Source organism: Muricauda sp. SCSIO 64092 (genome assembly GCF_023016285.1).
Taxonomy (GTDB): Bacteria; Bacteroidota; Bacteroidia; order Flavobacteriales; family Flavobacteriaceae; genus Croceivirga.
Map to the genome: position 1 here is coordinate 5,530,956 of NZ_CP095413.1, position 21,880 is coordinate 5,552,835.

The window sequence follows — 21,880 nt, forward strand, 5'->3', positions numbered from 1 at the left end:
TCATTCTTGAGGATGTTGCCCTGGCATAAGCTTTTGTAACCTTATTACAGTTGATATCTCTTCACTACCACTGTTCCTCACAATAACATTCTCAACAAATGAAATCATGAAATTTTCCCCAACATGTTCATCCATGTGCAACGGATATCTTTCAAATATGACCGATAGAATCTCATCAAAGACGACTATCTCTTCAATTCCTGGTGCTGTTTTGCAACAAAACGAATACCCTCCCTCAACACGTCCCAGATAAATCCCTTCAACTTGTTCGATCCGTGTTAATCCCTGTGAAACCGAAATGGAAAACGAGGTCAGAAATAATAAGGACAGTGCTATCTGATTGGTCATCTTCATCCCTGGTTTTGCTTAAAAATACTTGGCGGAAACGAGAGCGTCGAAAATAAATTGAGAATCTGTGAAGACCAAATAATCCGCGCTTTATAAACTTAAACCTTGCGAACATACCACTAAATTCAGCAGCGTGCCCCAATACTATGTTAAATGTTAAGAATAAGCATTTAAAGTATAAACCGCACTTGGATTAAAATTTCCATAGCGGATTAATTTGCAAATACTCAGCTGCCGGTGTGATATGAAAGAGAAACTGGCTGTATGAAAAATAAAAAGGATAAAAGAGAGCGGTTCGGATTTAAATCCTTTCCTTTACAACAAATCACGGATCATGGACAACTATTGTTCCAATCCTTAAATAAAAAAGATAGCCCTCTCCTTCACCTATTTTCAATTCCCAAGGACCGCTTCTTAGTTATTTTCTGCTTGAACCAATATTAACGTTTCAAATGCCATAAGGGCCAAAGTCCAAGGCTTGGTTTATCGGGGAACGTCCATTTCCTGGGCGTAATGGGAAGAACTTTGAAAAAATGATTCTTTAAAATGGTCTTGTCCATTTGATAACAATAAACGAGAGAAGATATGCTGATAATCAAAAGGGTTCCCGGAGAGAACATTGAGAGAGCTCTGAAAAGATATAAGAACAAGGTACGGAATACCCAGCAGTTGAAACGTATCAAGCGTGATCAGGAGTTTACCAAAAAATCCAAGCGAAAAAGGGATAAGTTGGCTAAGGCCATCTATCGAAATCAGTATTAAAAAAAACAGGAGGAATAATTTTATGGATAAAGATTTGAACCTTGCCGTTTTAATAGACGGTGACAATATTCCCTCCAAATATGTCAAGGAAATGTTGGAGGAAATCGCCAAATATGGAAATCCAAGCATTAAAAGGATATATGGGGATTGGACAAAACCAAGTTTGGCGAAATGGAAGGATGTCCTCTTAAAAAATGCGATCACACCGGTCCAACAATACGGATACACCACAGGTAAGAATGCAACCGACAGTGCAATGATTATAGATGCCATGGACATACTGTATTCCGGTAAGGTAGATGGCTTCTCGTTGGTCTCCAGTGACAGTGATTTTACACGATTGGCCATACGGTTGAGAGAGGCGGGCATGACGGTTTTTGGCATTGGAGAGAAAAAGACCCCTGACCCTTTTATAGTTTCTTGTGACAAGTTCATATATCTTGAAATTCTGCAAAAAAACCATGTAGGGGAATCCAGTACCCCTCGGAAAAGTGATAAAGATAAAGTTGATACCATCACCCCAAGGGTCATTGAACTTATCCTTGCCACTATCTCAGATGTGGAAGATGAGGAAGGTTGGGCATTCTTGGGGGAAGTGGGGACGCTCATACAAAAAAAGCAACCCAATTTTGACCCAAGGAACTACGGTTTTCGGAAACTGACACCCCTGGTCAAATCCTTGGATCAAATTGAAATTGTATCCAGAAAAAATCCAAAGGGAAGCGGGAATTTGATCTACGTTCGGACAAGGTCGTAACGAAAATGTAAAAAATATGAAACCACTTTCGATATCGAAACAGATTACAAATAGGGACAGTCCCTCTCTGACCAAATATCTCAATGATATTGCGCGCATTCCGATGGTAACCGTTGAGGAAGAGGTTCATTTGACCGTTCGAATCAGGCAAGGCGACACTGAGGCTTTGGAAAGATTGGTCCTGGCCAATTTAAGGTTTGTGGTCTCTGTGGCGAAACAATACCAATCTAAAGGACTTAACCTTCATGACCTAATCAATGAAGGGAATCTTGGATTGGTCAGGGCGGCAACAAAATTTGACGAAACACGCGGGTTCAAGTTTATCTCCTATGCGGTTTGGTGGATACGTCAGGGAATAATACAGGCACTCGCTGAAAAATCGAGGATGGTCAGATTACCGTTTAATAAAATAGGTGCAATAAACAAAATAAAAAAAGCTTCTTCCCACTTTGAGCAAATACACCAACGACCACCTACTGCTGAAGAGGTTTCAGAATTAATCGATATCTCAATGGACGAGATTCAATTCTGTCTTAAACACTCTTCTTGGCCCATGTCAATGGACCAATCTTTGAATATTGGAGATGGTTCATTGAATTTGCACGATAAGATGCGTTCAGATAGTTCCAACAGTCCCGAAAAAAACTTATTAAGGGCTCGTTGGAATCCGAAATAGACACATTGCTCGAAACCCTATCCTCTCGGGAGGCCTACATTATAAAGATGTATTTTGGGATTGGGGTGAATTATTCTTTGACACTGGATGAAATAGGCACAAACTTGAACATCACCAAGGAAAGGATAAGACAGATTAAGGCCAAGGCCCTGCTACGCTTAAGACGGTCTTCATCCGGTAAAACCCTTAAGGAATATTTGGAATAGGGACATTTCTTAAAGAAGAACAATAATCGATTTTACAAAGTTTTTGTTTTCCCGCTCTCTGATTGAACGTACGATGCTATTTTGCTTTCTAATGTTTCATTAAGGAACCTTTTTTCAAAGTTTGTGAATCTTTCCGTTTCGTTCGACCCACCCGCAGGTTTATGTGACTGCCTTTCCTCCAAAACAAGTTTTCCTATTTGCCTACTTCCAAGACAGGCACAATGAATACGATTTTGGATCAAATAATTGTTTGTGGTAATTTTAAAGAATGATAATAAGAATATTTAAGGCATCCATACCTTCTAACCTGCAAATTGAATTTGAAACCAAATTCAAGGAAGTCTCCGTGCCCTTGGTGAAAAGGTTCAAGGGTCTAATCTCTCTAGAAATAGCTGGCCCCACCATTTGGAACCCTGACGAGTTTGTAATGATCTCCAAATGGAATACCGAGCGTGACCTTATTGAATTTGCGGGTGAGAACTGGAATCAGGCGCATATTCCCAAGGGAATGGAAAAATATATTGAAAAATGCACTGTGTCACATCATAGAAACATCGCCATTACATAGGGATAATACCTTAAATACTATGGACAAAGTCATTTCCCAAAGTATCCCAAAAAACATTTTGAATTTGTTTTTCCGTTAGCTTTGCCATGATTGATTTATACCGGTTTTGAAATGAACAAGCACACTGTTAAGCTTTACACGAACAAAGAGTTCATAGACAACCAAACGCTGACCACATCGGAAAACCGGACCTATTTCAAAAAGGATTACGAATCGTTCTTCTGTGGGCGGCTGGAGGAATTGATGCACTTGGTCACCTACCCTATTTCGGCCAGTAGGGCGACTACGCATTGCATCTATTTCTTGACGGATGGCACAATTTGTATGACCAAAGGCCTTACCAGGTACACCGTTAAAAAAGGGGACTGTTTGGTAGTGCCGGCGTACCATATCTCCTCGATAGAATGGGTGGATCCAAAAACAAAGGGATTTTTTCTCAGTCTTTCACCAAACCTTTTGAGCGGTCGGTTTATATCACGGAACGATGTCGGTTCCTTTAAGTTTTTATTGCCCTATTCGCAATCGTATTTTTCGGGCTCCACGACCAACCCATTTGTAGCGAACCTCCTAAATCGATTGATAACGGAATATGGACGGTTCGGATTTAAAAGATCAAAATTGGTCATATCCTACGTGGTGTCCTTTTTCTATGAGCTATATTACCAGGACATCGCCAATAAGCCCGACCCCATAGACCGATACCAGAACATCACTTATCAGTTCAAAGACCTTTTGTTCAAGCATGTTGCAAGATTCCACAAAACTTCGGAGTATGCCAACCTGATTGGAATAACACCCAATCATCTCAACAAGGTATTGAAAAGGACTACAGGAAAATCGCCCATTCTATGGATTAATGAGGCACTGGTATTGGAGGCTAAGGTACTTTTAGAGGAAACTGGGCTAAGTATTAGTGAAATTGCTGCTAAAATGGGCATTTATGAGCCTTCCTACTTTGCACGTTTGTTCAAAAAAATCACCGATTTGACACCCACACAATACCGAGAAGGATTGAATAGTACCAGGGATACCCCCTAATAGTCAGTTGCCGCTATGGTTCCATTGCGATGTTTGTGTATTGCATTTAGTGATGGATCATGACCTTTGACAATACGCCCGGAAATACCACCAAAGATTTCGAATTTTTCTTGTTTAGGAGTAATGTAGAACCGAACATCAGGTAGCTGTCCGTGACCTTTTTGGCCAAACTTGGTTATACTGTTGTGGAACTTCACTGTTTGCCGGAAGAATTTAAAAATGGCACAAAGACAGCATATTTAAAGTGAAGTGGATCTATTTGGCACTGGCAATTGTATCCGAGGTTTTGGCGACTACAGCACTTAAGACAACGGAAGGGTTTACTGAACTATTACCTTTGTTATTAACGGTTTTGGGCTTTGGTTCCGCTTTTTATTTTTTATCCAAAACCTTGAACGAATTCCCCATGGGTATAACTTATGCCATTTGGTCCGGTGCAGGAATAGTTGCGATGGCCCTTATCGGATATTTTAGGTTTGGAGAATCATTGGGCCTTCCCTCAATTATGGGCATCGCTTTGATATTGTCGGGAATTTTGGTCATTAAACTGTTTGCCCATCCCCACATTTGATTGTCAAAAAATGGAATCGACCACACATTTCGGCACACAAGATGATTGCACACCTACAACTTATATATGAACGCTTGTAATGCTATTGCCAGTTCAGACAGTTTTGTGACATCGACCATGTTTATCGTATCCCTTTCGGTATGGGTTATCCTTTGGGTCCGTATGTTCTCTAGCAACCACTCCGAAGTTAGGGCAATGGCCGGTATCCCATTTTGAATGAACATACTGTGATCCCCCTGGTACCATGGGCTTCCCAAAACAATATCTGGGTAGGTGGCAAAAAGGGAGTCCACCTCCTTGGCATGGTTCTCGGCCAGATTAAAAACGGACAATAAGGTATTACCCTTATGGTAGCCGACCCCATCGATATTAATATTGATCATGGTATCGGTGAAGTCTCCCTGTTTTTGTTCCAGAAAAACCATCTGACCGGGTACCGAATAATAATCCTCTCCATTAAGGGCGACCAACTCGACCATATTCTCTTTTTGATACTCCTTCAAAAGCTCTGATAACAATAAAAGTGAGGTTACACCCGTGGCATTGTCCAGTGCCCCGGGCGAGCCTTTTTTAGCATCAATATGGGCAGTAATGGTAATCCTTTTGCCTCTGGGGTTCCCTTTTCTCCCAATGATATTATGGCCTTGGGAGGGACTCTTGGCAGTTTTTGAAATCAACCTTAGTTGTTCGGGATCATCCTTTAAAAGATTATGGGCGTCCTTTTCGGAAATATAAACGGAAGGAATCTTGAAGTCACCATCCTCGATTATAGGGTAAGGATATTCCCCATTGGGATACTGTGATGTGGAATTGGCAACAAAAATAAGTGCTGCCGCCCTACTGTTTTCCAACGCCCGTATTATTTTTTGATGGGACTCCGGATTGTAAAACACAAAGTTCTTCGGCATTAAGGGCTCTAAGGTCAACTCATCTTTTAGTATGAGTATCTTGCCCTTGCCATCCAAATTTTCCAGTTCTCCTAAGGTGGAAACCGTTAGAAATTCCGCACGGACATCACACGCTTCGCTATACGGACTGGAACTAGCCTCAATGTTCACCTCATTGGATATTATGTGTGCCGGTCCACTGTCCCAATCAAAAGCATCGAAAGACTGTTTTTCGATTTCCCATCCATTGGCCCTTAGTTGTCTCTCAAAATATTGGGTAGCCATTAGGTTTTCCTTGCTTCCCACACATCGGTTTTTTATTTCTTCACATAAGAACCTTAATTGTTTTTGGCCAAGCGTATTCAGGAGATGTACTGTTTCCATTGTACGAAGTTTTGAGGGTTTCCGAATCTGTTCATTATAAGTCCACAAAGTTGGGGACAAATCGTATACATAGGGTAGTCAATTGATGCCGCTAAGAGTACTATTCAATCATTGTCCAGAAAGACGGAAATAGATCAAGGGAGTAATACGGGCCAAAACACTTGCATGGCAATTAAAAACAAAATTATTAAAATAGGTTCCTGGACATTACATGAGCGCTATCCCATAAAAGGTCTATTAATGAAAGTATTCAATGAGGCCTAGAATGGGACATTCAAGTACATTGTGCGGTTTTTACCGTGATAGTCCCGGAAAACAATAGTTTTACAAGACAATTCAATTTTATAAATCCTATTTTTTGATGCTACATATCCATGATTTGCTTAGAGGATATCCGTGGTTTCAAACAGTTGTTTAAACCTTTGTTTTTCAGCGGTTGGAACCGCATTCAATACTTTTTGGTAAAAGTCTTTAAAAACCTTGGGCTTTTCAGGATCTGTATTTCCAAATTCCTTAAGTAGCGTATTAAACTTTTGATCGCCTATGGATTCCATCATTTCATACAGTGCAATGGCTCCTTTATTCTCTTCCATATAATCCGTACCATCCGCATAGATTAGGACGGGTTCGGTGTTGGGTTCGTTGTTTTTGTCCTTGGCATACTTGTCGGTTTTCTTTTCAATAAGCAAATCAACCGCCTCTTTACCTAAATTCCCTTTTACAAATTGTAGGCCCAGGGCCTCCGGTAAACCCAATGTAAACATATCCGCACCCTGCACATTGGCAATGGTCAGCTTTTTTTGCAACCATAGTTTGGCCAATTCACTACCAATAGTTTGGTAGATATAGGCTTTTTCCTGTAAGCCTTCGGTATTTGCCACCCATCCTTCTTTTTCGGAAAGGGCAATGGTGTTGGCGAAAGTATATCTGTCGTCTTGCCAACGGTGTATTTCTATCAACTGTAACTGATTTTCAACTGCATTTGCACCAAATTTGGTTTCCATAAAGGCAACCCCTTTTTTAATAGCTTCTTGATATAGCGCTATATTAAAAGCATGTGTAGGTTTGTACAAAATGGAATAAGCTACCTTGTCTGCTTTTCCCTGGAAAACGGTATAATCCGATGAACCTACATACCAATTGAACACTCGAGGGCTATCCACCATATATGTCGCTACGGTCCGGCCATTCTTGGTTTCCATTTTTTGTAAAACTCCCGCTGCAAACGGTATTTGTCCTTCTTCCGTACTGATGATCAACTTATCGGTCACCCAATCGGCATCTGTGGCATAAGCATTCTGCCTTAAAGCGAAGGCGTCGTCTATGCTTGCCATTCTGGAATCCAACCGGGTGAGGCCCTGTTCTTGGCGTTTACGGTTTTCCAACAATTCCTTGTCGCTATCATAACCAATTACGGGCAAAAATTCCTGTACACTGCCAAAGCTTCCCTTGTTTGTTAAATCTGCCTGAAAATCACTCTGTACAAAACCTACATATTGCTTTGTTCCTGCTAACGAAAGCTGCAACAAACTGTCTTTTTGTATGGCTTTCGGAACATGATAAGCCGTCAGGTTTTGCTCGGCGTCCGCCTTTGCGATAGTCAATTCCTGTCCGTTGAGCTTCACGTTGGTCAATTGGGCAAAATCCTTGGTATTCAGAAACAAGGTGTCTGCCCCTTTTTCATTGTTCAGCGTAATATCGGCAGAAAATTCAGCCCTTCTTTCCAAAGGGAAAAGGTCAAGTTTTAGTGCTACCGTTTTATATTTGGGTTGCGGTTTGGTTTCCAAGTATTTATATTTCTTCTCATACTCGGCATCCAACCTTTCTTCTTCCGCCTCTGGGACAAAGTTTCCGTTGTCATAAACATTTTTGGTGATGAAGGACATTAAAAACAAAAATAGGCCTGCAAACGCCACCATCACAACTTTGGAAACCAAACCGAGTTGCATGTTCTTTAAGGAAAGTCGGTTTCTCCATTTTTTGTCCGAGCCTCGTTTCCATAGCCAAACGCCAGCCATAACCAGGTTAATGCCCAATGCCAGCCATAATAAGAAGAACCAATTGGCCGACTGTTGAAATATGCCATACCCACTTGTTTCGGAAAAATCCTCTATCCCGGGGGTAAAGCCATAACCGAGCCTTAAGTCTTCAATAATACCCATATCAAAGGAAACAATTAAGAAAATAAAAAAGCCAACACAAAGGAGATGGGTGAGTATTCGATGACTGGTTAAAGCCCCGACAAAAAACACCAACGAGGCCCAAAGCACAAAATTTAGAAAAGCCCAGCGGTAGAGTAAGAGGTCTTCCATAAACCTTCCCAATTCTATATAGGAAGCACCGCCCAACAATACCTGGGTAAACAGTGAAACCGCAATAAAGCTTAGGCTTAGGATAAAAGATAGTCCAATAACGGCCGCCAATCTAGAAAGTTGGGTTACCCAAACGGGTACGGGCAAAGAATCCGTTATTTGCCAGATATTCACCGTTTTGTCCTTAAAAAACAGCTCACCTGCCCAAATCATGATCAGCATATTCACAAAAACACCCCATTGCAGTCTAAAAAAGGTCATATTGCTACTAATGGGATGTTCATTACCAATATAGTAGGCAGCATTCCAAGTAACGTTTTGCATAAAGACCATCAATAAAATAATCCCTAGAATTATTTTAAAGGAGGTAGGACGAACAATGTTCATGAGTTCCAATTTTGAGAGCGACCATAGTTTGGTCAAAAAATTGGGCACCCGATATTGTTTCACCACCTCAGGCAATTTTATGGATGCAGCAGAAAATACAGCTTTCTTGTTTTCCTTGATTTTTTTTGATTTATCGGTACCCGCCTGTATAAAATATTTAAAGGAAAACCTTATATATGAGGCAATAGCTAGTATAAGGGCCAGACCCATCCAAAGCAGCCTGTTCTGTAAAACATACCCGGAAAAGGTAAAGGATTCCGTGTTTTTCTGTGCAGGTGTCAATAATTCCGTGTAGTGCTGTGCAGCCACATACCCGCCGGAATCGGCCAAAATATAAGCTATTATATTATCACCACCACCGGTCTCATAAGAGGTCTGTGCAATTAAAAAGATGATGACCACCAAAAAAACGGCCAAATAACTGGTTGCAATTTTTCTGGTAAATACTATGGAAAAGAATACCAGGGCCACATAGAAAAACAGATTGGGAACGGTAAACATGATCCAACCGTGAAATAAAGGTCCCCATTGTGTAGGACCAAAACGGCTTGCCTCCCCTATACCGGAATAAGGCACCAACAAATGCCCTAAAATCATACCCGTGCTTAGAATGACCAGATACAGGAAGGCGGCCAAAAACCGACCAACAAAAAACTGTTTGTCACTAATAGGCATGGCATATGTCCATTGCGCGGATTTATATCTTATATCCTTATAAAGGACCCCGCCTGTGGCAATGGCAATGATAATAATCATTAGCATGCCCATTGCAGCGTAGTTGCGGTACAGTATACTGGAGGCATTCATTAGTACCCCTTCATTGGCGAAAAAATCGAATGAACCTTTGGTGTACCATATCATTTGAAACGCCAACATGAGAAAGAAAATAAGAGTCACCCAACTGAATATGCGCTGTTTAAGCTCGTTTTTTAGTATGGATACTATCGTTTTCATTTTAGTTTTCGCTTAAGATTTTAAAGTAGGCATCCTCCAGTGATGGCGCTTTGATATCAAACCCTCCGGAAGGCATATCATCTGCCATCACCGTAATCATCAATTTACCGGCAAAAAAACGTTGGGAAATCACCTTAAATTTTTCTTGATACGCTGTGAGCTGATCTTTTTTAATGGGCATCTCATAGAGTTTCCCCCGCATGGCCTCTTGCACTTCATCCGGTTTACCGGTCAGTACTACCTCACCATTTCCAATAATGGCCATATCGGAACAAAGGGTACTGACGTCCTCTACAATATGGGTGGACAATATGACCACGGCATTTTCTCCCAATTCCGACAATAAGTTATAGAAACGATTACGTTCCATAGGGTCCAGACCCGCCGTAGGTTCATCGACAATGATCAATTCTGGATTGCCCACTAAGGCCTGGGCAATACCAAAGCGTTGCTTCATCCCGCCGGAATAACCATCCAATTTTTTATTTCGAACATCATAGAGGTTCACTTTTTGCAACAGGGCCTCCACCGTCTCCTTTCGTTCCCCTTTATGTACTATACCTTTCATGTCGGCGATATGCGTTAGCAACTCTTCCGCCGTTACATTAGGGTATACCCCAAATTCCTGCGGAAGGTATCCAAGTGTTTTTCTTAGTGCTTCTGGGCTTTTTAGAACATTAATTTCGTTAAAACGAATAGCACCTGAATCCGGATCTTGTAAGGTTGCGATAGTGCGCATTAAAGTCGATTTTCCCGCACCGTTTTGGCCCAAAAGTCCAAACATGCCCTTACCAACGCTCAGGGAAACATTTTTAAGGGCTTGTACCCCATTGGGATAGGTTTTTGAAAGGTTTTTAATTTCTAGTTTCATAGTATTTCGTTGTTATACGTTATTGATGGTTTCTTGTTTTACGTATCATCATCATTCGCTTGGACCCGAGGCAGTTTTTCATTCCCCAATCCCTGAAAACTTTTATAGACGATATAGCCCAACCATAGGGTGACCATAATGTCAATCAAGGTAGAACCATAGTAAACCCCGCTAATGCCCATCCACCTGGGAAGCAAAAGCATCACTGGGACATAGAATATCAATTGTCTGGCTATTCCAATAATACTGGCATATTTAGGCTGTTCTATGGCAGGCAAATGGGTTAGGGCCATAAACACAAAGGGGAGAAAAGGAATAATGGCCATATATACCCTAAAATCAATTAGTTCCGAGTTTGACATTGCCTTATTGGGAAGTACCATTTGAATACCCAGTTCTGGAAATAGCATCAGGAACAACCAGAAAGGTAAGACCAACCAAAGTCCGGTTTTGCAGAAAAGAAAAAAGCCTTTCCTGACTCGGCCGTATTGTTCTGCTCCAAAATTTACCCCCACAACGGGCTGAAGGGCACGCATCAACCCAAATAACGGGGTCATTAAAAAAAGTAGAATGCGATTGGCTGCAGCAAAAAAGGCCAAATCTTCATCCGTGCCGTAATCTACAACTGCATTAAAAACCACTATCGCCTGAATCAGGCCCATTAAGCTCAGTATAAATCCAGGGAGTCCTAACTTCAGAATGGCTTTAAAGACTTCGCCATCATAAAGAATAGCGTTGATATTTGACTCAAAGGAAGCGCTGCCCCTTACAAAATAGAGATAACCCACCACGCAATACACTAACATTCCAATGTTTGTGGCCCATGCGGCACCATCCACATCCATATGCAGATAGATAATAGCCAAGGGTGTTAAAATAAGGTTGACCACCAAGCCATAGGCCATAAATACAGCGGCGGTCATCATTTTACCTTCCGCACGAACGATCATATTGAGTTGTAGGCCAAAGACCCAGAGCGGGAAAGCCAACAGCGTAATCTTAAAATAGCGCAAACCATATTCCAAAATCTCACCCGAACCGCCCATCATCTCTATCAAAGGAGTAGCAAAAATGTAACAGGGAATGGCAAAAATAAGACTACTTATTAGGGTAAAAAGTGTTGCATTTGGAATGATTTTTTTTAGGGCTTCACTATCATCTTTGCCCAATAGCACGCTCAAGTGATTCCCTGCTCCAGTTCCTACCCATGCACCTACTCCCATAGCCATTGAGGTGAGTGGGTAAGCCAATGCTACACCAGCCAGGGCCGTTTCATTAAGCAGTTGACCAATATAAATAGTATCCATAAAGGCATTCAAGCCATAGAGTACCATGGCTAAAATTGCTGGTAAGGACAACTTCCACATGACTTTGGTCAAGTTGCCATTAAGGATAAATTCTTTTTGGTCTTTGGTTTGGTTCACTTTATGCCTTTACTTGTGATTTTTTAGTTAGTAAGTTTTTGTGTAATCCATCCACTATAAATAGTGGTTTGAAAAAAACGTGTAGGCGATTTAAAACCTGCACGTTCCAATAATTTCCGTAACTCTTCTTCTGAGGTACGGTGTAAGGAATTTGTTATTCGTTCCAGTCGTTCCTCAATTTCTTTTTCGCTCAAATCATTTGGCAACAAGGATTCCAAAACTTTAAGATTGCCCCTAAGCTGTTCCCTATTTCCAAATATTCCCATGATAACAAAGGGTGCTCCGGGTTTCAGTCGTTTTTGAATTTCCCTAAGTAATGCCAGCTTTTCATTGGGGTATTTGATAAAATGTAGCACTAGGATGAGCGTAGCTGCACCAAAAAGTCTTTGGTTTTCAAGTTGCCCCACTTCACCAATAAGGAATTCAACCTCTTCATAGGAAGCCAACTTTTGTTGGGCAAAGTGTATCATTTCGCGGGAGGGATCGACTCCCATAATGTACCATTCCCCATCAAATTCCTTTAATGCAATCAGTTCGTTGCCTGTACCACATCCTACTGCCAACATCGTTTTTTCCGATGCCTTGGCCAATAGTTTTGGAAAGGTGGACATGAAGTAGTCATAGTTGGGTATCCACTGTTGTACAAAACTATCGTAATTGGCGGCCCGCTCTCCTTCAAAAATAACTAGATCTTTTTCCGTTGTTTCCATTAAAATAGTTTGGGAATTAAACGTTTTGTTTTTTGTTTGTATACTTTGTATTGTTGGCCAAATTGGATTTCCATCATTTGCTCCTCCTTTGCAACCCTTAGAAAATACAACACCCCAAAACTGATGAGCCCGGATAGTCCAGCGATATAGTTTTGCAACAAAAGTGCTTGGCAAATGACCCAAAGCCAAATTGCGGTGTACATGGGATGCCTAATATGTTTATAGATTCCAGAGCTTACCAAAGTATGTTCGTCCCTTATTTCCAAGGTGGCGGACCAGTTTTGTCCAAGGTCGCGGTGCGAACGATAGAACAGCATCATTACTGGAATAAGCATTATCAAACCAAAAATTCCCCAAGCATTTGGCAAATGGTAGTCTGCAAAGCTGAACCACGGGGTAGCCACGTAAACAATGGGAAGTAACAACATACCCAAAGATGTGAGGGCCAGGGTAAATTTTTCAATACCGTCCTTTTTGTCTGATACAATGTTATTTTTCTTGTTTTGTTGGGCAAAGGGGTATCGTATAATGAACATGCATATCCAGAAAATCATAAATGATATTTCAAATACCAAGCGCATCATATCCATGAGTTTTCTTTTTTAAGCAATACCGTTTTCCATTCGTTATACCTTCCAAATAGGAGAAAAAGGTTCAACGCCAACATTAGACTATCAAATAGGATAAATGGGGGATATCTTGAAAAAAACACATGGGTCATCAACAAACAAAGTAGCAATGGTACCAGCATGATGCTGCCCAAGAGATAGGTTCGCCGGAATACCAGTAATAAACCGCACAATAATTGAAAAAGGCCTACAAAATAGAGATAGCCCGAGCCCTGCAATAAATCATAATAGGTGAAAAATAAGGGATGGGCCTCCGCGGCATCCGTTCTAAACACCGATGGGTCGTAAGGCAGGAACAGCTTTTCTATCCCCGCGTAAATAAAAAGGAGGGCCAAAAGAAATCGTATAATGTAGGCTGCCATACGCATGGTTCTAGAATTTTGTGGTTACGGTGGCACCGTAGGTTTGTGGTAGGCCATAGGAAGCGAATATACCGGAGCTACTTACTGAATACCCATAGCTTAAGTAGGTTACATCCGTTAGGTTTTTTGCCCAAAGTGCAAATTCCAAATTTTTTGAACCTGCAACCAATCTGCCGTTTAATAATCCGTACGCATCTTGACTTGCAGTATTTTCGGGATCGAAAAATACTTCGGACTGAAATTGATAGTCCACAACAATGGAACCTTTCCACTTTTTGTTCAAATTGGCGGTATAATTGGCCCCAATGCTACCGCTCCACTCTGGGGACATTACTTGCTGATTTCCTTTGTTGTCCACCGCTACTTCTTGAAAAAAGGGAGCTTCAGATAAAGTTTGTACAAATGTGTATTCATAATCAGTAAACTCTGTTTTTAAGTATCCCAGATTTCCCATGAGACTAAGTCCCTTGGTTACTATAAATTCCGTTTCCAACTCCACACCATAGCTTTTGGAATTACCAATGTTCTCTGTCCCTATACTAAAGGTGGCAAGGTCGATCACATTAAAAAGCTGCTGATCTGTGTAATTGATGTAAAACAGCGTGGCGTTAAGTTTTACCTTATTGTTCCACAATGTATTTTTAGTACCCAGTTCATAGTTCCAACTAAATTCAGGATCAAAGGTTGCTCGATTTTCATCAAGAACAAAAGAGTTCACTCCGCCAGGACGGTATCCCCTGGTTACGTTGGCGAATATGAATGAGTTTTCATTGGCCTGATAGCCCAGGCTAAACTTGGGGGAAAAAGCACTAAACTCAGTTTCCTTATCAAATTCCATTGGCACTGCGTTCAGATTTGGGTAAACAAAATCTTGCCCATCTTGTTCAAATCTGTTGTCGACTTCCAAGCTGCTATCCTCAATTTCGTATCGTAACCCGGCAGTTGCGGTCAGTTTATCCGTGAGTTGATACGAAGCCTGCCCAAATAGGGATAACCCCTTTTGCCGAACTTCGTTGTCCGAGAGTTGGTCGTAGGGAAATTGGGCTTGTGCATCGGCAACTTCTTCAGGAGTTAAAAAGGGGTTGAATACAATGTTATCGGCCCCATTTCTCGTCCTTCTATCACTTTCATTCGAAACTGAATAAAGATAGAGACCCCCTATCCAGTCCAACTTGCTTTTGGTATTAGAACTCAGTCGAATCTCTTGGCTAATGGTCGATAATCTAGTAATATCAGAAGCGACTGCTTGGATATCTGCCGGAGAAAAATCAAAATCATCATCACTTCTATTAAGATCGGTATATTGATATGCGGTAATCGCCTCAATTCTGATATAATCATTTGTAAACTTAAGGTTGAAGGCATTGTTGAAAATATCCGTGACATAAAGACCATTGGTATTTTGGGAAACTTGAAAAGGGCTGTTGTTCACGGTATTTTCTATGACCGTTCCTGTTGCTCCAAATCCACCGACAAAAGCATAGGCATTGACTTCCCTTCTTTCATAACCCGAATTAAGCTTAAAAAGCCAATTATCATTTGCCACGTAGGTCAATTTTAGGTTTCCATTATAGGCTTCTCTCCCTAACAGGTCCGTGTTATTTAAAAAAGTGTTTTCTATATAACCGTCCCTAGCGGTAAGCCCACCATTGATTTTGGCAAATAACTTATTCTTTATTAGGGGTGTGCTGATTCCGGCTTGAATATCGTATTGATTGAGGTTGCCATAACCAGTAGTTACATATCCCTTGGTATAGTTCGTTGGGTTTTTACTGATGATATTGATCACCCCACCTATTGAATTTCTGCCGTAAAGTGTACCCTGTGGTCCCTTTAAAATTTCAATACGTTCTATATCACCGAAATATGAGGGAAACGAAGAAATATTAAAAAGGGGCACATCGTCAACATACACCCCCACAACCGGCGTCGCGTCTATAGTGGTAATACCTCTTGTGGAAACGAGGGGAAAGGAGCCTCCTCCATCATCGTAGGTTCTGAAGTTGGACGTAATACGACCAAGTTCGTTGATGTTACCAATCTGCAGGTCGGCTACTTCTTGTGCATTTGCCACGGATACCGAGGCAGCAGTCCTTTGAACATTTTGTAACCTTCTATTGGCGGCAGTTACGACCACTTCATTAAGTTGATCTGAAGTTTTGGTTAAAGCAAAATCCAACGTAGTGTCCGCGTTCAGTTCTATTTCCCTGGTCACACTTTGATAGCCCAAATAGCTGACTTGAATAAAATAGTTTGATGCAGAGATATCGCTCATGGTAAATTCACCATCCGCATTGGTCGAGGTTCCCCTACCCGTCCCCAATAAAAGCACGTTAGCCCCAAAAACAGGTTGGTTGTTCTCATCGGTGACTTTTCCTGAAATTGACGCAGTTTCTTGTGCTTTAGCTGCAAATGCAAAGAGCAGCATAAAACAGCCTAGGTGTAGTATTCTCATTTGAAAGGTTGTTATTTAAAATTGGTCTAAATTAAAATAATTTTTATTCAATACGACCATATTTATGGTTTTTCTTTGTATTGAATTGGAATTAGCTGCTAGGATAAAATTGATATGGACCCATAGGCATGAATCTTACTACCCACCATAGCTAAATCCTGAAAATGTTTGAAATGATATCTTAAAAAAAGAATAAGGGCGGAGGCCTGCAGTAAAAGTTGGCTATCCTTTTTTTGTTTTTGTACCGCGTGGTGGCGAAAACCAACTTCTCCGCGGAAAGAATTTCTGGGCGGAACAGTTCGAGCCCTTCTACTGGAGTACTAATTCCCTCCAATTCAAGTGCATCAATAACCAGCAGGCAATTCTCGCAGGGCGTTTTGGAATGCTCCGAGGAATGGTGATGTTCGCAAACGTGGAATGCAGAAATCTTAATCAGAAGGAAACCGACCAGGATAGTGGACCAGAAATACCGAACTATGGTTTTCATGTTAGGCGAACCTATTTCATTGTGTACGGGGCTTTACCAATACTATTGTCAAAAAGTCCCCTGAATACATTTAATGAAGAAACTCAAGATTCTTGTCCAATTAATCTATTCGCCCTCCAACCTAAGGAACCTTAAGGTCAAGTGAAAGTCATGGATTAAAAATGTACAACGTTCCATCATTCCAAATTATCCTCAAAGGTCATTATGACCTCTTCTTCTTTAAACCTTGACCGGGCCGAAATACCTTCATGGCTTCTGGATTTGATTCCAGATAAGGCCCTCCAATCAAATCGATACAGTATGGGACGGCTGGAAATACAGCTTCCAAACATTCCCGAATGGATTTTGGTTTGCCCGGAAGGTTTATGATCAATGTCCTTCCACGGATTCCAGCAGTTTGACGGGAAAGAATAGCGGTAGGTACATATTGCAAACTAACCTGCCTCATCTGCTCACCAAATCCAGGAAGTAGTTTTTCACAAACGGCAATGGTTGCTTCCGGTGTCACATCCCTTAAGGCCGGTCCTGTGCCGCCTGTCGTTACAATCAGACTGCAGGCCTTGTTATCGGCCATATCGATCAATTCCTTTTCCAACAGGTTCTGTTCATCAGGAATGACGGCGTACTCCGCTTCCCACGGACTGGACAACCACAATTTTAGCAGTCGCTGAACCTCCTGACCTGGTAAATCTTCATATTCGCCACGACTGGCGCGGTCCGATACATTGATAATACCAATTTTTACTTTTTCCACTTATCCCGAACTTTAGAATTCAACAAAAGTATCATTGGTGATGGTACAAAAACGAAAAGAAGCAAAAATTCAGTTGCTTTTCCGACTTTGTTCTGGTTAATAGTTGATAGTTGATAGTTGATAGTTGATGGTTGATGGTTTTTCACCGATTACCAAGCATCAAGCATCTATAAAAACTGGTCATTTGTCTTAAGTCAAGGATTTTTTAAAACTGGTGGCGGTCAAAATCGTCCAAAAATACGTTTGTTTTTTATTCCAATGCATATGCCCTATTCACTGGCCATTCATCATCATATCCCACCATCCATTTTCGTGAGGCAAGTTCGTTGTCCGTAGCCAAACAAGCATCAAGATCTGCGCGTATACCGGCTTCGTTCATATCCTGACCTATGAAGACGATTTCATTTTTTCGGTCCCCAAAGGTTTTGTCCCAATTTGATTCAATATGTTCTTGATTCTCCAAAAACACCAAATACTCTGCCCGCTTTTGAAAAGGCATACTGCTCCACCAGACCCCTGCGTCGTCCGTCCTTAAAGATCCACCCGCTTGGCCCCATACCAAGGCTTGTTCAGGTCGTGAAGCAATCCAAAACAACCCCTTGCTGCGAATGATGGTAGTAGGAAACCGATGCTGTACATACTGCCAAAAACGTTCTGGATCGAAGGGTTTTCTGCTTCGATACACAAAGGAACCAATACCATACTCTTCAGTTTCGGGGGTATGCTCTTCCTTTACGAGTTCCTCGATCCAACCGGCACTTTGCTCCGCCTCTTCAAAATTGAAAAGCCCGGTATTGAGTACTTCTCCGGGACTTACTTTTCCAAAATGGGATTCAATGATACGGGCAGAAGGATTCAACTTGGCAATGGTCGCATGCAAGATTCCCAAATGGTCTTCGGACACCAGGTCCGTTTTATTGAGAACAATGACATTGGCAAACTCGATCTGATCCGTCAATAGGTTCACAATGGTACGATAGTCACCCTCCATATCCGTAAGGTCCCTATCCATCAAGGTTTCCGGGCTGCCAAAATCCTTGAAAAAATTAAAGGCATCCACCACGGTAACCATGGTATCCACATAGCTGAATCGGGAAAGGTCAATGTTATTTTCCTCATCGATAAAGGAAAAAGTCTGGGCAACTGGTACGGGTTCGCTGATGCCCGTACTTTCAATAAGCAGATAGTCAAATCGATTTTCCATGGCCAAACGCTCAACTTCCACCATCAAATCCTCCCTAAGGGTGCAGCAAATACAGCCGTTGCTCATTTCCACCAGCTTTTCCTCCGTACGGGAAAGGGTATTTTCGCTCTTTACCAATTCCGCATCCACGTTTACCTCGCTCATGTCGTTTACGATCACAGCAACTTTCAAGCCCTCCTTGTTGTGGAGAACATGGTTTAGCAAAGTGGTTTTGCCTGCGCCTAAAAACCCGCTCAAAACCGTTACGGGGAGTTTCTTTTCTGTTTTCATATCTTCTTAATTATCCAACAAGTTTTTATAACATCCAATGCTCCCTGTCTACGGGAACTTCTATTTTTTTTGGTTACGTTTTTTCATCCGGTCAATTTTGCATCATGCAAGCAAAGTTGTCGTCGTCTTCGTCGTTTTAGGAATATCATAGCGGAAGATTTAGGGATTGATTGGGATCGATGCTAAGCAATAATCGTTCTTCACCGTTTTTTTCAATGTTTGGACTACGGTGCAGGACAGGGGTTGATTCCGGATATAGGGCGCCTTTTAAAACAACTACATCCCCGGTGGCAACCTGCTGAATAAGACCTTCGTCAGGCACAATATTTTGGTTGCCTTTTCCGGTTAGATAGGCTTTTCGATCAACGGCATGATCCGGTAGCCATAACGTACCTTGCCCATAATAGGTGCAAAGCATTCTAAGTTCATTGTTGTCCGCATGGAACCTGGAGCACATATTGGTGCTGACCGTGGCCAGTGAAACGCGAAAAGAAGATACTTTGGTCACTTGTTCGAATAGTCCCAAAAGATTTAAAATGTCCCCCAATAGGCCCACATGCCCCGGAAGTACATTGGTCAAATAGGAGCTAAGGGAAAATATGATTTCTTCCACCGTACCATTTGCCCGACATTCCATTGGCCGTTTGGCAGCTTGGGCAAGCTCTCCCTTCAATTGTGCCATCCCCCGTTGATAGATGGCGAGGTTTTTGGTTTTCAAGTGAATGTCCTGTAATACTCTTGTATCAGTGCCAATTGCGGCATTGTCATCCAGGATGTTGATTGGTATCATTGATCAGTGTTTTCAGCGGTGACTTCCATCCTGGATTTTTTACAATAGCGATGGTTGTACAAATGTGCTACAACCAGGGTAATGGAACCAGCATACATGAACCACATGCCGTAGTGGAAATGAAAGGTTTCCGATAAAAGTCCAATGGCAAAAATGGTCCATGCCCCCCATAAAGCCCTTTTAACGCCCGTATGATCGGTATGCCTTGCGGAATACCAAACCGCGGCAAGACTCAAAACCAAAAAGAGGTAATCCAATAGCGCCCAAAAACCGGGGCCATGACTATGTTTACCCATGGTAGTCTCCAAAACCGGTCTAGCGGCAAAGAACACAGGGGTCAGGGCACAATGGATGGCGCAAAGGCAACTGGCAGCTACTCCGAGGAAGTCGGAATAACTTAATTTTTCCATTTGTCCTATACTACGCATCATGTATTTTTATGGTCTTAATTGCAACTGAGTCGCAAAAATAAACAAACAATTTGTTATTGCAACTCAGTTGCAATAAATTTACGGCATGGGAATAATTCGAAGGACCAAGTCGGTCAAAGCATTGCTCAATGAATTTGTGCAGACCAAAATGGCCCTGTCCACAATGGAACTGGTGGAACGGCTACATCACCAAATGAACAAGTCTACGGTTTACCGAATTCTTGAGCGTTTGGAAAATGACGGGATCTTGCATTCGTTTACCGGAAAAGATGGACTTACATGGTATGCGCTATGTAACAACAATGGTTGTTCGCCCCTGCAACACATGGATACCCATCCGCATTTTCAGTGTCGGGATTGTGGCAAAACGGAATGCCTGTCCATTAGCATTCCTATTCCAGAGGTTGCGGAGCACCGCATAGATTCCGTCTCCCTTTTGTTGGTAGGAAGATGTGCAGATTGTATTTCCGGTTTGAATTAAAAAAGAAACGTATACGCTTGCTATGGGAAACCCGCACCAATTTGTACTGTCTTTACCAATAGGGAACAACCATAAAATGTGAGAGATAACACCAGTTTCGAGATTGTTATCGTTGGCGGAAGTTATTCAGGGCTATCGGCAGGAATGTCCTTGGGCAGGGCATTGAAAAATGTTTTGATCATAGACAGCGGACAACCTTGCAATACTCAGACACCACATTCACACAACTTCATTACCCAGGACGGAAAAATGCCGAAGGAAATAGCTGCGCTTGCCAGACAGCAAGTTAGAGAATATGGAACCGTTGAATTTTATGGGGGCCTTGCAACAAACGCAAAAAAAGCCACCAATGGATTTGAAATAACGACCGAAAGAGGCGATATATTCACGGCGCAGAAACTCATTTTTGCCACAGGGGTTAAGGACCTAATGCCCAACATAAACGGTTTTGCAGAATGTTGGGGAAAATCCGTTATCCATTGTCCGTATTGCCACGGTTACGAAGTAAGAAATGAAAAAACGGGCATATTGGCCAATGGGGATTCTGCATTCCATTATGCCCAACTTATTAGTAATTGGACAAAAGATCTGACCCTATTCACTAACGGAAAAAGTACCTTAAATCAAGTACAGATGGAAAAGATAACGAAACATGACATTTCCATTGTGGAGAAAAAGATTGCTTCTTTTGAACACCGTAATGGAAATATCCATCAAATTGTTTTTGAAGATCATTCCACTTTTGAGCTCAAAGCAATCTACGCACGACCAGATTTTGAACAACATTGTAAAATTCCGGAAAAACTGGGATGCGAGTTGACGGAAGAGGGACTCATAAAGGTAGATTTCTTTCAAAAAACGACGGTGGAAGGTGTTTTCGCCTGTGGGGACAATGCAAGCCCATTGCGGGCCGTCTCCTATGCCGTGGCATCAGGAACCATTGCAGCGGCCATGCTCAACAACGGAATGGCCGAGGAAGCATTTTAAGGGGAATAAGCTGTGCTGAACCCTTTGTATTATGCATATTGTCAACAAAAGCGAGGAACGCCACACAAGACCATTATCGGCAAAATTGTGGACCCAAAGAATTGGGCCTGTAAAATATTTAACAAAGAAATAAACTCCATTAAGAATCAGAAAGTCTTTCAGATTTTTAGTTTAG

The 21,880-nt window shown here is 41.8% G+C and carries 21 protein-coding genes and 1 pseudogene; 8 read left to right on the plus strand and 14 right to left on the minus strand.

Going from position 1 to position 21,880, the window contains the following annotated elements; translation table 11 throughout:
- Positions 1–348, minus strand: a complete 348-nt coding sequence (locus L0P88_RS23100) for a hypothetical protein (protein WP_247132432.1) — start codon at positions 346–348, stop codon at positions 1–3.
- Positions 349–933: 585 nt separating this feature from the next.
- Between L0P88_RS23100 and L0P88_RS23105 the strand changes: the two genes are divergently transcribed.
- From L0P88_RS23105 to L0P88_RS23130, 6 genes and pseudogenes are all read left to right on the plus strand, one after another.
- Positions 934–1,110: a 30S ribosomal protein S21 gene (locus L0P88_RS23105; RefSeq protein ID WP_247132433.1), complete on the plus strand. Its 177-nt coding sequence runs from the start codon at positions 934–936 to the stop codon at positions 1,108–1,110.
- A 22-nt stretch (positions 1,111–1,132) separates the two neighbouring features.
- Positions 1,133–1,867 (plus strand): NYN domain-containing protein, encoded by a 735-nt coding sequence (locus L0P88_RS23110; protein ID WP_247132435.1) that lies wholly within the window; start codon positions 1,133–1,135, stop codon positions 1,865–1,867.
- Positions 1,868–1,883: 16 nt separating this feature from the next.
- Positions 1,884–2,749, plus strand: a pseudogene (locus tag L0P88_RS23115) (RNA polymerase sigma factor RpoD/SigA).
- A 268-nt stretch (positions 2,750–3,017) separates the two neighbouring features.
- On the plus strand, positions 3,018–3,317 hold the full coding sequence (locus L0P88_RS23120; RefSeq protein WP_247132436.1) for an antibiotic biosynthesis monooxygenase family protein: 300 nt from the start codon (positions 3,018–3,020) through the stop codon (positions 3,315–3,317).
- 111 nt (positions 3,318–3,428) lie between these two features.
- Positions 3,429–4,355 carry an AraC family transcriptional regulator gene (locus tag L0P88_RS23125; RefSeq protein ID WP_247132438.1) on the plus strand — a complete coding sequence of 309 codons (927 nt, stop codon included), beginning with the start codon at positions 3,429–3,431 and terminating at the stop codon, positions 4,353–4,355.
- Between the two features lie 244 nt (positions 4,356–4,599).
- Positions 4,600–4,926: a DMT family transporter gene (locus L0P88_RS23130; protein WP_247132439.1), complete on the plus strand. Its 327-nt coding sequence runs from the start codon at positions 4,600–4,602 to the stop codon at positions 4,924–4,926.
- A gap of 53 nt (positions 4,927–4,979) precedes the next feature.
- Here the strand turns inward: L0P88_RS23130 and L0P88_RS23135 are convergent, their stop codons facing one another.
- The 13 genes from L0P88_RS23135 to L0P88_RS23195 form a co-directional block, all read right to left on the minus strand.
- Complete coding sequence (locus L0P88_RS23135) at positions 4,980–6,197, minus strand: M28 family peptidase (RefSeq protein WP_247132441.1); 1,218 nt, start codon at positions 6,195–6,197, stop codon at positions 4,980–4,982.
- A 383-nt stretch (positions 6,198–6,580) separates the two neighbouring features.
- Entirely contained in the window at positions 6,581–9,850 is a 3,270-nt protein-coding gene (locus L0P88_RS23140; RefSeq protein WP_247132442.1) for an ABC transporter permease/M1 family aminopeptidase, read from the minus strand.
- Position 9,851: 1 nt separating this feature from the next.
- Positions 9,852–10,721 (minus strand): ABC transporter ATP-binding protein, encoded by an 870-nt coding sequence (locus L0P88_RS23145; RefSeq protein WP_247132444.1) that lies wholly within the window; start codon positions 10,719–10,721, stop codon positions 9,852–9,854.
- Positions 10,722–10,759: 38 nt separating this feature from the next.
- Complete coding sequence (locus tag L0P88_RS23150; RefSeq protein ID WP_247132445.1) at positions 10,760–12,145, minus strand: MATE family efflux transporter; 1,386 nt, start codon at positions 12,143–12,145, stop codon at positions 10,760–10,762.
- A 23-nt stretch (positions 12,146–12,168) separates the two neighbouring features.
- Entirely contained in the window at positions 12,169–12,855 is a 687-nt protein-coding gene (locus L0P88_RS23155; protein WP_247132446.1) for a class I SAM-dependent methyltransferase, read from the minus strand.
- A complete protein-coding gene (locus L0P88_RS23160) occupies positions 12,855–13,439 on the minus strand; it encodes a protein-S-isoprenylcysteine O-methyltransferase (protein WP_247132447.1) in 585 nt (194 codons plus the stop codon). The genes L0P88_RS23155 and L0P88_RS23160 overlap by 1 nt, the downstream gene beginning before the upstream one ends.
- Positions 13,436–13,846 (minus strand): MauE/DoxX family redox-associated membrane protein, encoded by a 411-nt coding sequence (locus tag L0P88_RS23165; protein ID WP_247132448.1) that lies wholly within the window; start codon positions 13,844–13,846, stop codon positions 13,436–13,438. The genes L0P88_RS23160 and L0P88_RS23165 overlap by 4 nt, the downstream gene beginning before the upstream one ends.
- 10 nt (positions 13,847–13,856) lie before the next feature.
- Complete coding sequence (locus L0P88_RS23170) at positions 13,857–16,301, minus strand: TonB-dependent receptor (RefSeq protein ID WP_247132450.1); 2,445 nt, start codon at positions 16,299–16,301, stop codon at positions 13,857–13,859.
- 181 nt (positions 16,302–16,482) lie between these two features.
- Positions 16,483–16,788, minus strand: a complete 306-nt coding sequence (locus L0P88_RS23175; protein ID WP_247132452.1) for a hypothetical protein — start codon at positions 16,786–16,788, stop codon at positions 16,483–16,485.
- 202 nt (positions 16,789–16,990) lie between these two features.
- Complete coding sequence (gene mog / locus L0P88_RS23180) at positions 16,991–17,542, minus strand: molybdopterin adenylyltransferase (RefSeq protein WP_247132453.1); 552 nt, start codon at positions 17,540–17,542, stop codon at positions 16,991–16,993.
- 250 nt (positions 17,543–17,792) lie between these two features.
- Positions 17,793–19,016, minus strand: a complete 1,224-nt coding sequence (locus L0P88_RS23185; protein ID WP_247132455.1) for a GTP-binding protein — start codon at positions 19,014–19,016, stop codon at positions 17,793–17,795.
- A 145-nt stretch (positions 19,017–19,161) separates the two neighbouring features.
- Positions 19,162–19,806: a DUF1826 domain-containing protein gene (locus L0P88_RS23190; RefSeq protein ID WP_247132456.1), complete on the minus strand. Its 645-nt coding sequence runs from the start codon at positions 19,804–19,806 to the stop codon at positions 19,162–19,164.
- Entirely contained in the window at positions 19,803–20,237 is a 435-nt protein-coding gene (locus tag L0P88_RS23195; RefSeq protein ID WP_247132458.1) for a MerC domain-containing protein, read from the minus strand. The genes L0P88_RS23190 and L0P88_RS23195 overlap by 4 nt, the downstream gene beginning before the upstream one ends.
- Positions 20,238–20,322: 85 nt before the next feature.
- Here L0P88_RS23195 and L0P88_RS23200 point away from each other — a divergent pair, with 85 nt between their 5' ends.
- Positions 20,323–20,718 (plus strand): Fur family transcriptional regulator, encoded by a 396-nt coding sequence (locus L0P88_RS23200; RefSeq protein ID WP_247132459.1) that lies wholly within the window; start codon positions 20,323–20,325, stop codon positions 20,716–20,718.
- 78 nt (positions 20,719–20,796) lie between these two features.
- Complete coding sequence (locus L0P88_RS23205) at positions 20,797–21,705, plus strand: NAD(P)/FAD-dependent oxidoreductase (protein ID WP_247132460.1); 909 nt, start codon at positions 20,797–20,799, stop codon at positions 21,703–21,705.
- Positions 21,706–21,880 lie beyond the last annotated feature (175 nt).

What these genes read in the sequence shown, in the direction of transcription:
- L0P88_RS23100 (WP_247132432.1), bottom strand. Translation starts at nt 348, where the DNA reads ATGACCAATCAGATAGCACTGTCCTTATTATTTCTGACCTCGTTTTCC.
- L0P88_RS23105 (WP_247132433.1), top strand. Translation starts at nt 934, where the DNA reads ATGCTGATAATCAAAAGGGTTCCCGGAGAGAACATTGAGAGAGCTCTG.
- L0P88_RS23110 (WP_247132435.1), top strand. Translation starts at nt 1,133, where the DNA reads ATGGATAAAGATTTGAACCTTGCCGTTTTAATAGACGGTGACAATATT.
- L0P88_RS23120 (WP_247132436.1), top strand. Translation starts at nt 3,018, where the DNA reads ATGATAATAAGAATATTTAAGGCATCCATACCTTCTAACCTGCAAATT.
- L0P88_RS23125 (WP_247132438.1), top strand. Translation starts at nt 3,429, where the DNA reads ATGAACAAGCACACTGTTAAGCTTTACACGAACAAAGAGTTCATAGAC.
- L0P88_RS23135 (WP_247132441.1), bottom strand. Translation starts at nt 6,197, where the DNA reads ATGGAAACAGTACATCTCCTGAATACGCTTGGCCAAAAACAATTAAGG.
- L0P88_RS23140 (WP_247132442.1), bottom strand. Translation starts at nt 9,850, where the DNA reads ATGAAAACGATAGTATCCATACTAAAAAACGAGCTTAAACAGCGCATA.
- L0P88_RS23145 (WP_247132444.1), bottom strand. Translation starts at nt 10,721, where the DNA reads ATGAAACTAGAAATTAAAAACCTTTCAAAAACCTATCCCAATGGGGTA.
- L0P88_RS23155 (WP_247132446.1), bottom strand. Translation starts at nt 12,855, where the DNA reads ATGGAAACAACGGAAAAAGATCTAGTTATTTTTGAAGGAGAGCGGGCC.
- L0P88_RS23160 (WP_247132447.1), bottom strand. Translation starts at nt 13,439, where the DNA reads ATGATGCGCTTGGTATTTGAAATATCATTTATGATTTTCTGGATATGC.
- L0P88_RS23165 (WP_247132448.1), bottom strand. Translation starts at nt 13,846, where the DNA reads ATGGCAGCCTACATTATACGATTTCTTTTGGCCCTCCTTTTTATTTAC.
- L0P88_RS23170 (WP_247132450.1), bottom strand. Translation starts at nt 16,301, where the DNA reads ATGAGAATACTACACCTAGGCTGTTTTATGCTGCTCTTTGCATTTGCA.
- L0P88_RS23175 (WP_247132452.1), bottom strand. Translation starts at nt 16,788, where the DNA reads ATGAAAACCATAGTTCGGTATTTCTGGTCCACTATCCTGGTCGGTTTC.
- L0P88_RS23185 (WP_247132455.1), bottom strand. Translation starts at nt 19,016, where the DNA reads ATGAAAACAGAAAAGAAACTCCCCGTAACGGTTTTGAGCGGGTTTTTA.
- L0P88_RS23190 (WP_247132456.1), bottom strand. Translation starts at nt 19,806, where the DNA reads ATGATACCAATCAACATCCTGGATGACAATGCCGCAATTGGCACTGAT.
- L0P88_RS23195 (WP_247132458.1), bottom strand. Translation starts at nt 20,237, where the DNA reads ATGATGCGTAGTATAGGACAAATGGAAAAATTAAGTTATTCCGACTTC.
- L0P88_RS23200 (WP_247132459.1), top strand. Translation starts at nt 20,323, where the DNA reads ATGGGAATAATTCGAAGGACCAAGTCGGTCAAAGCATTGCTCAATGAA.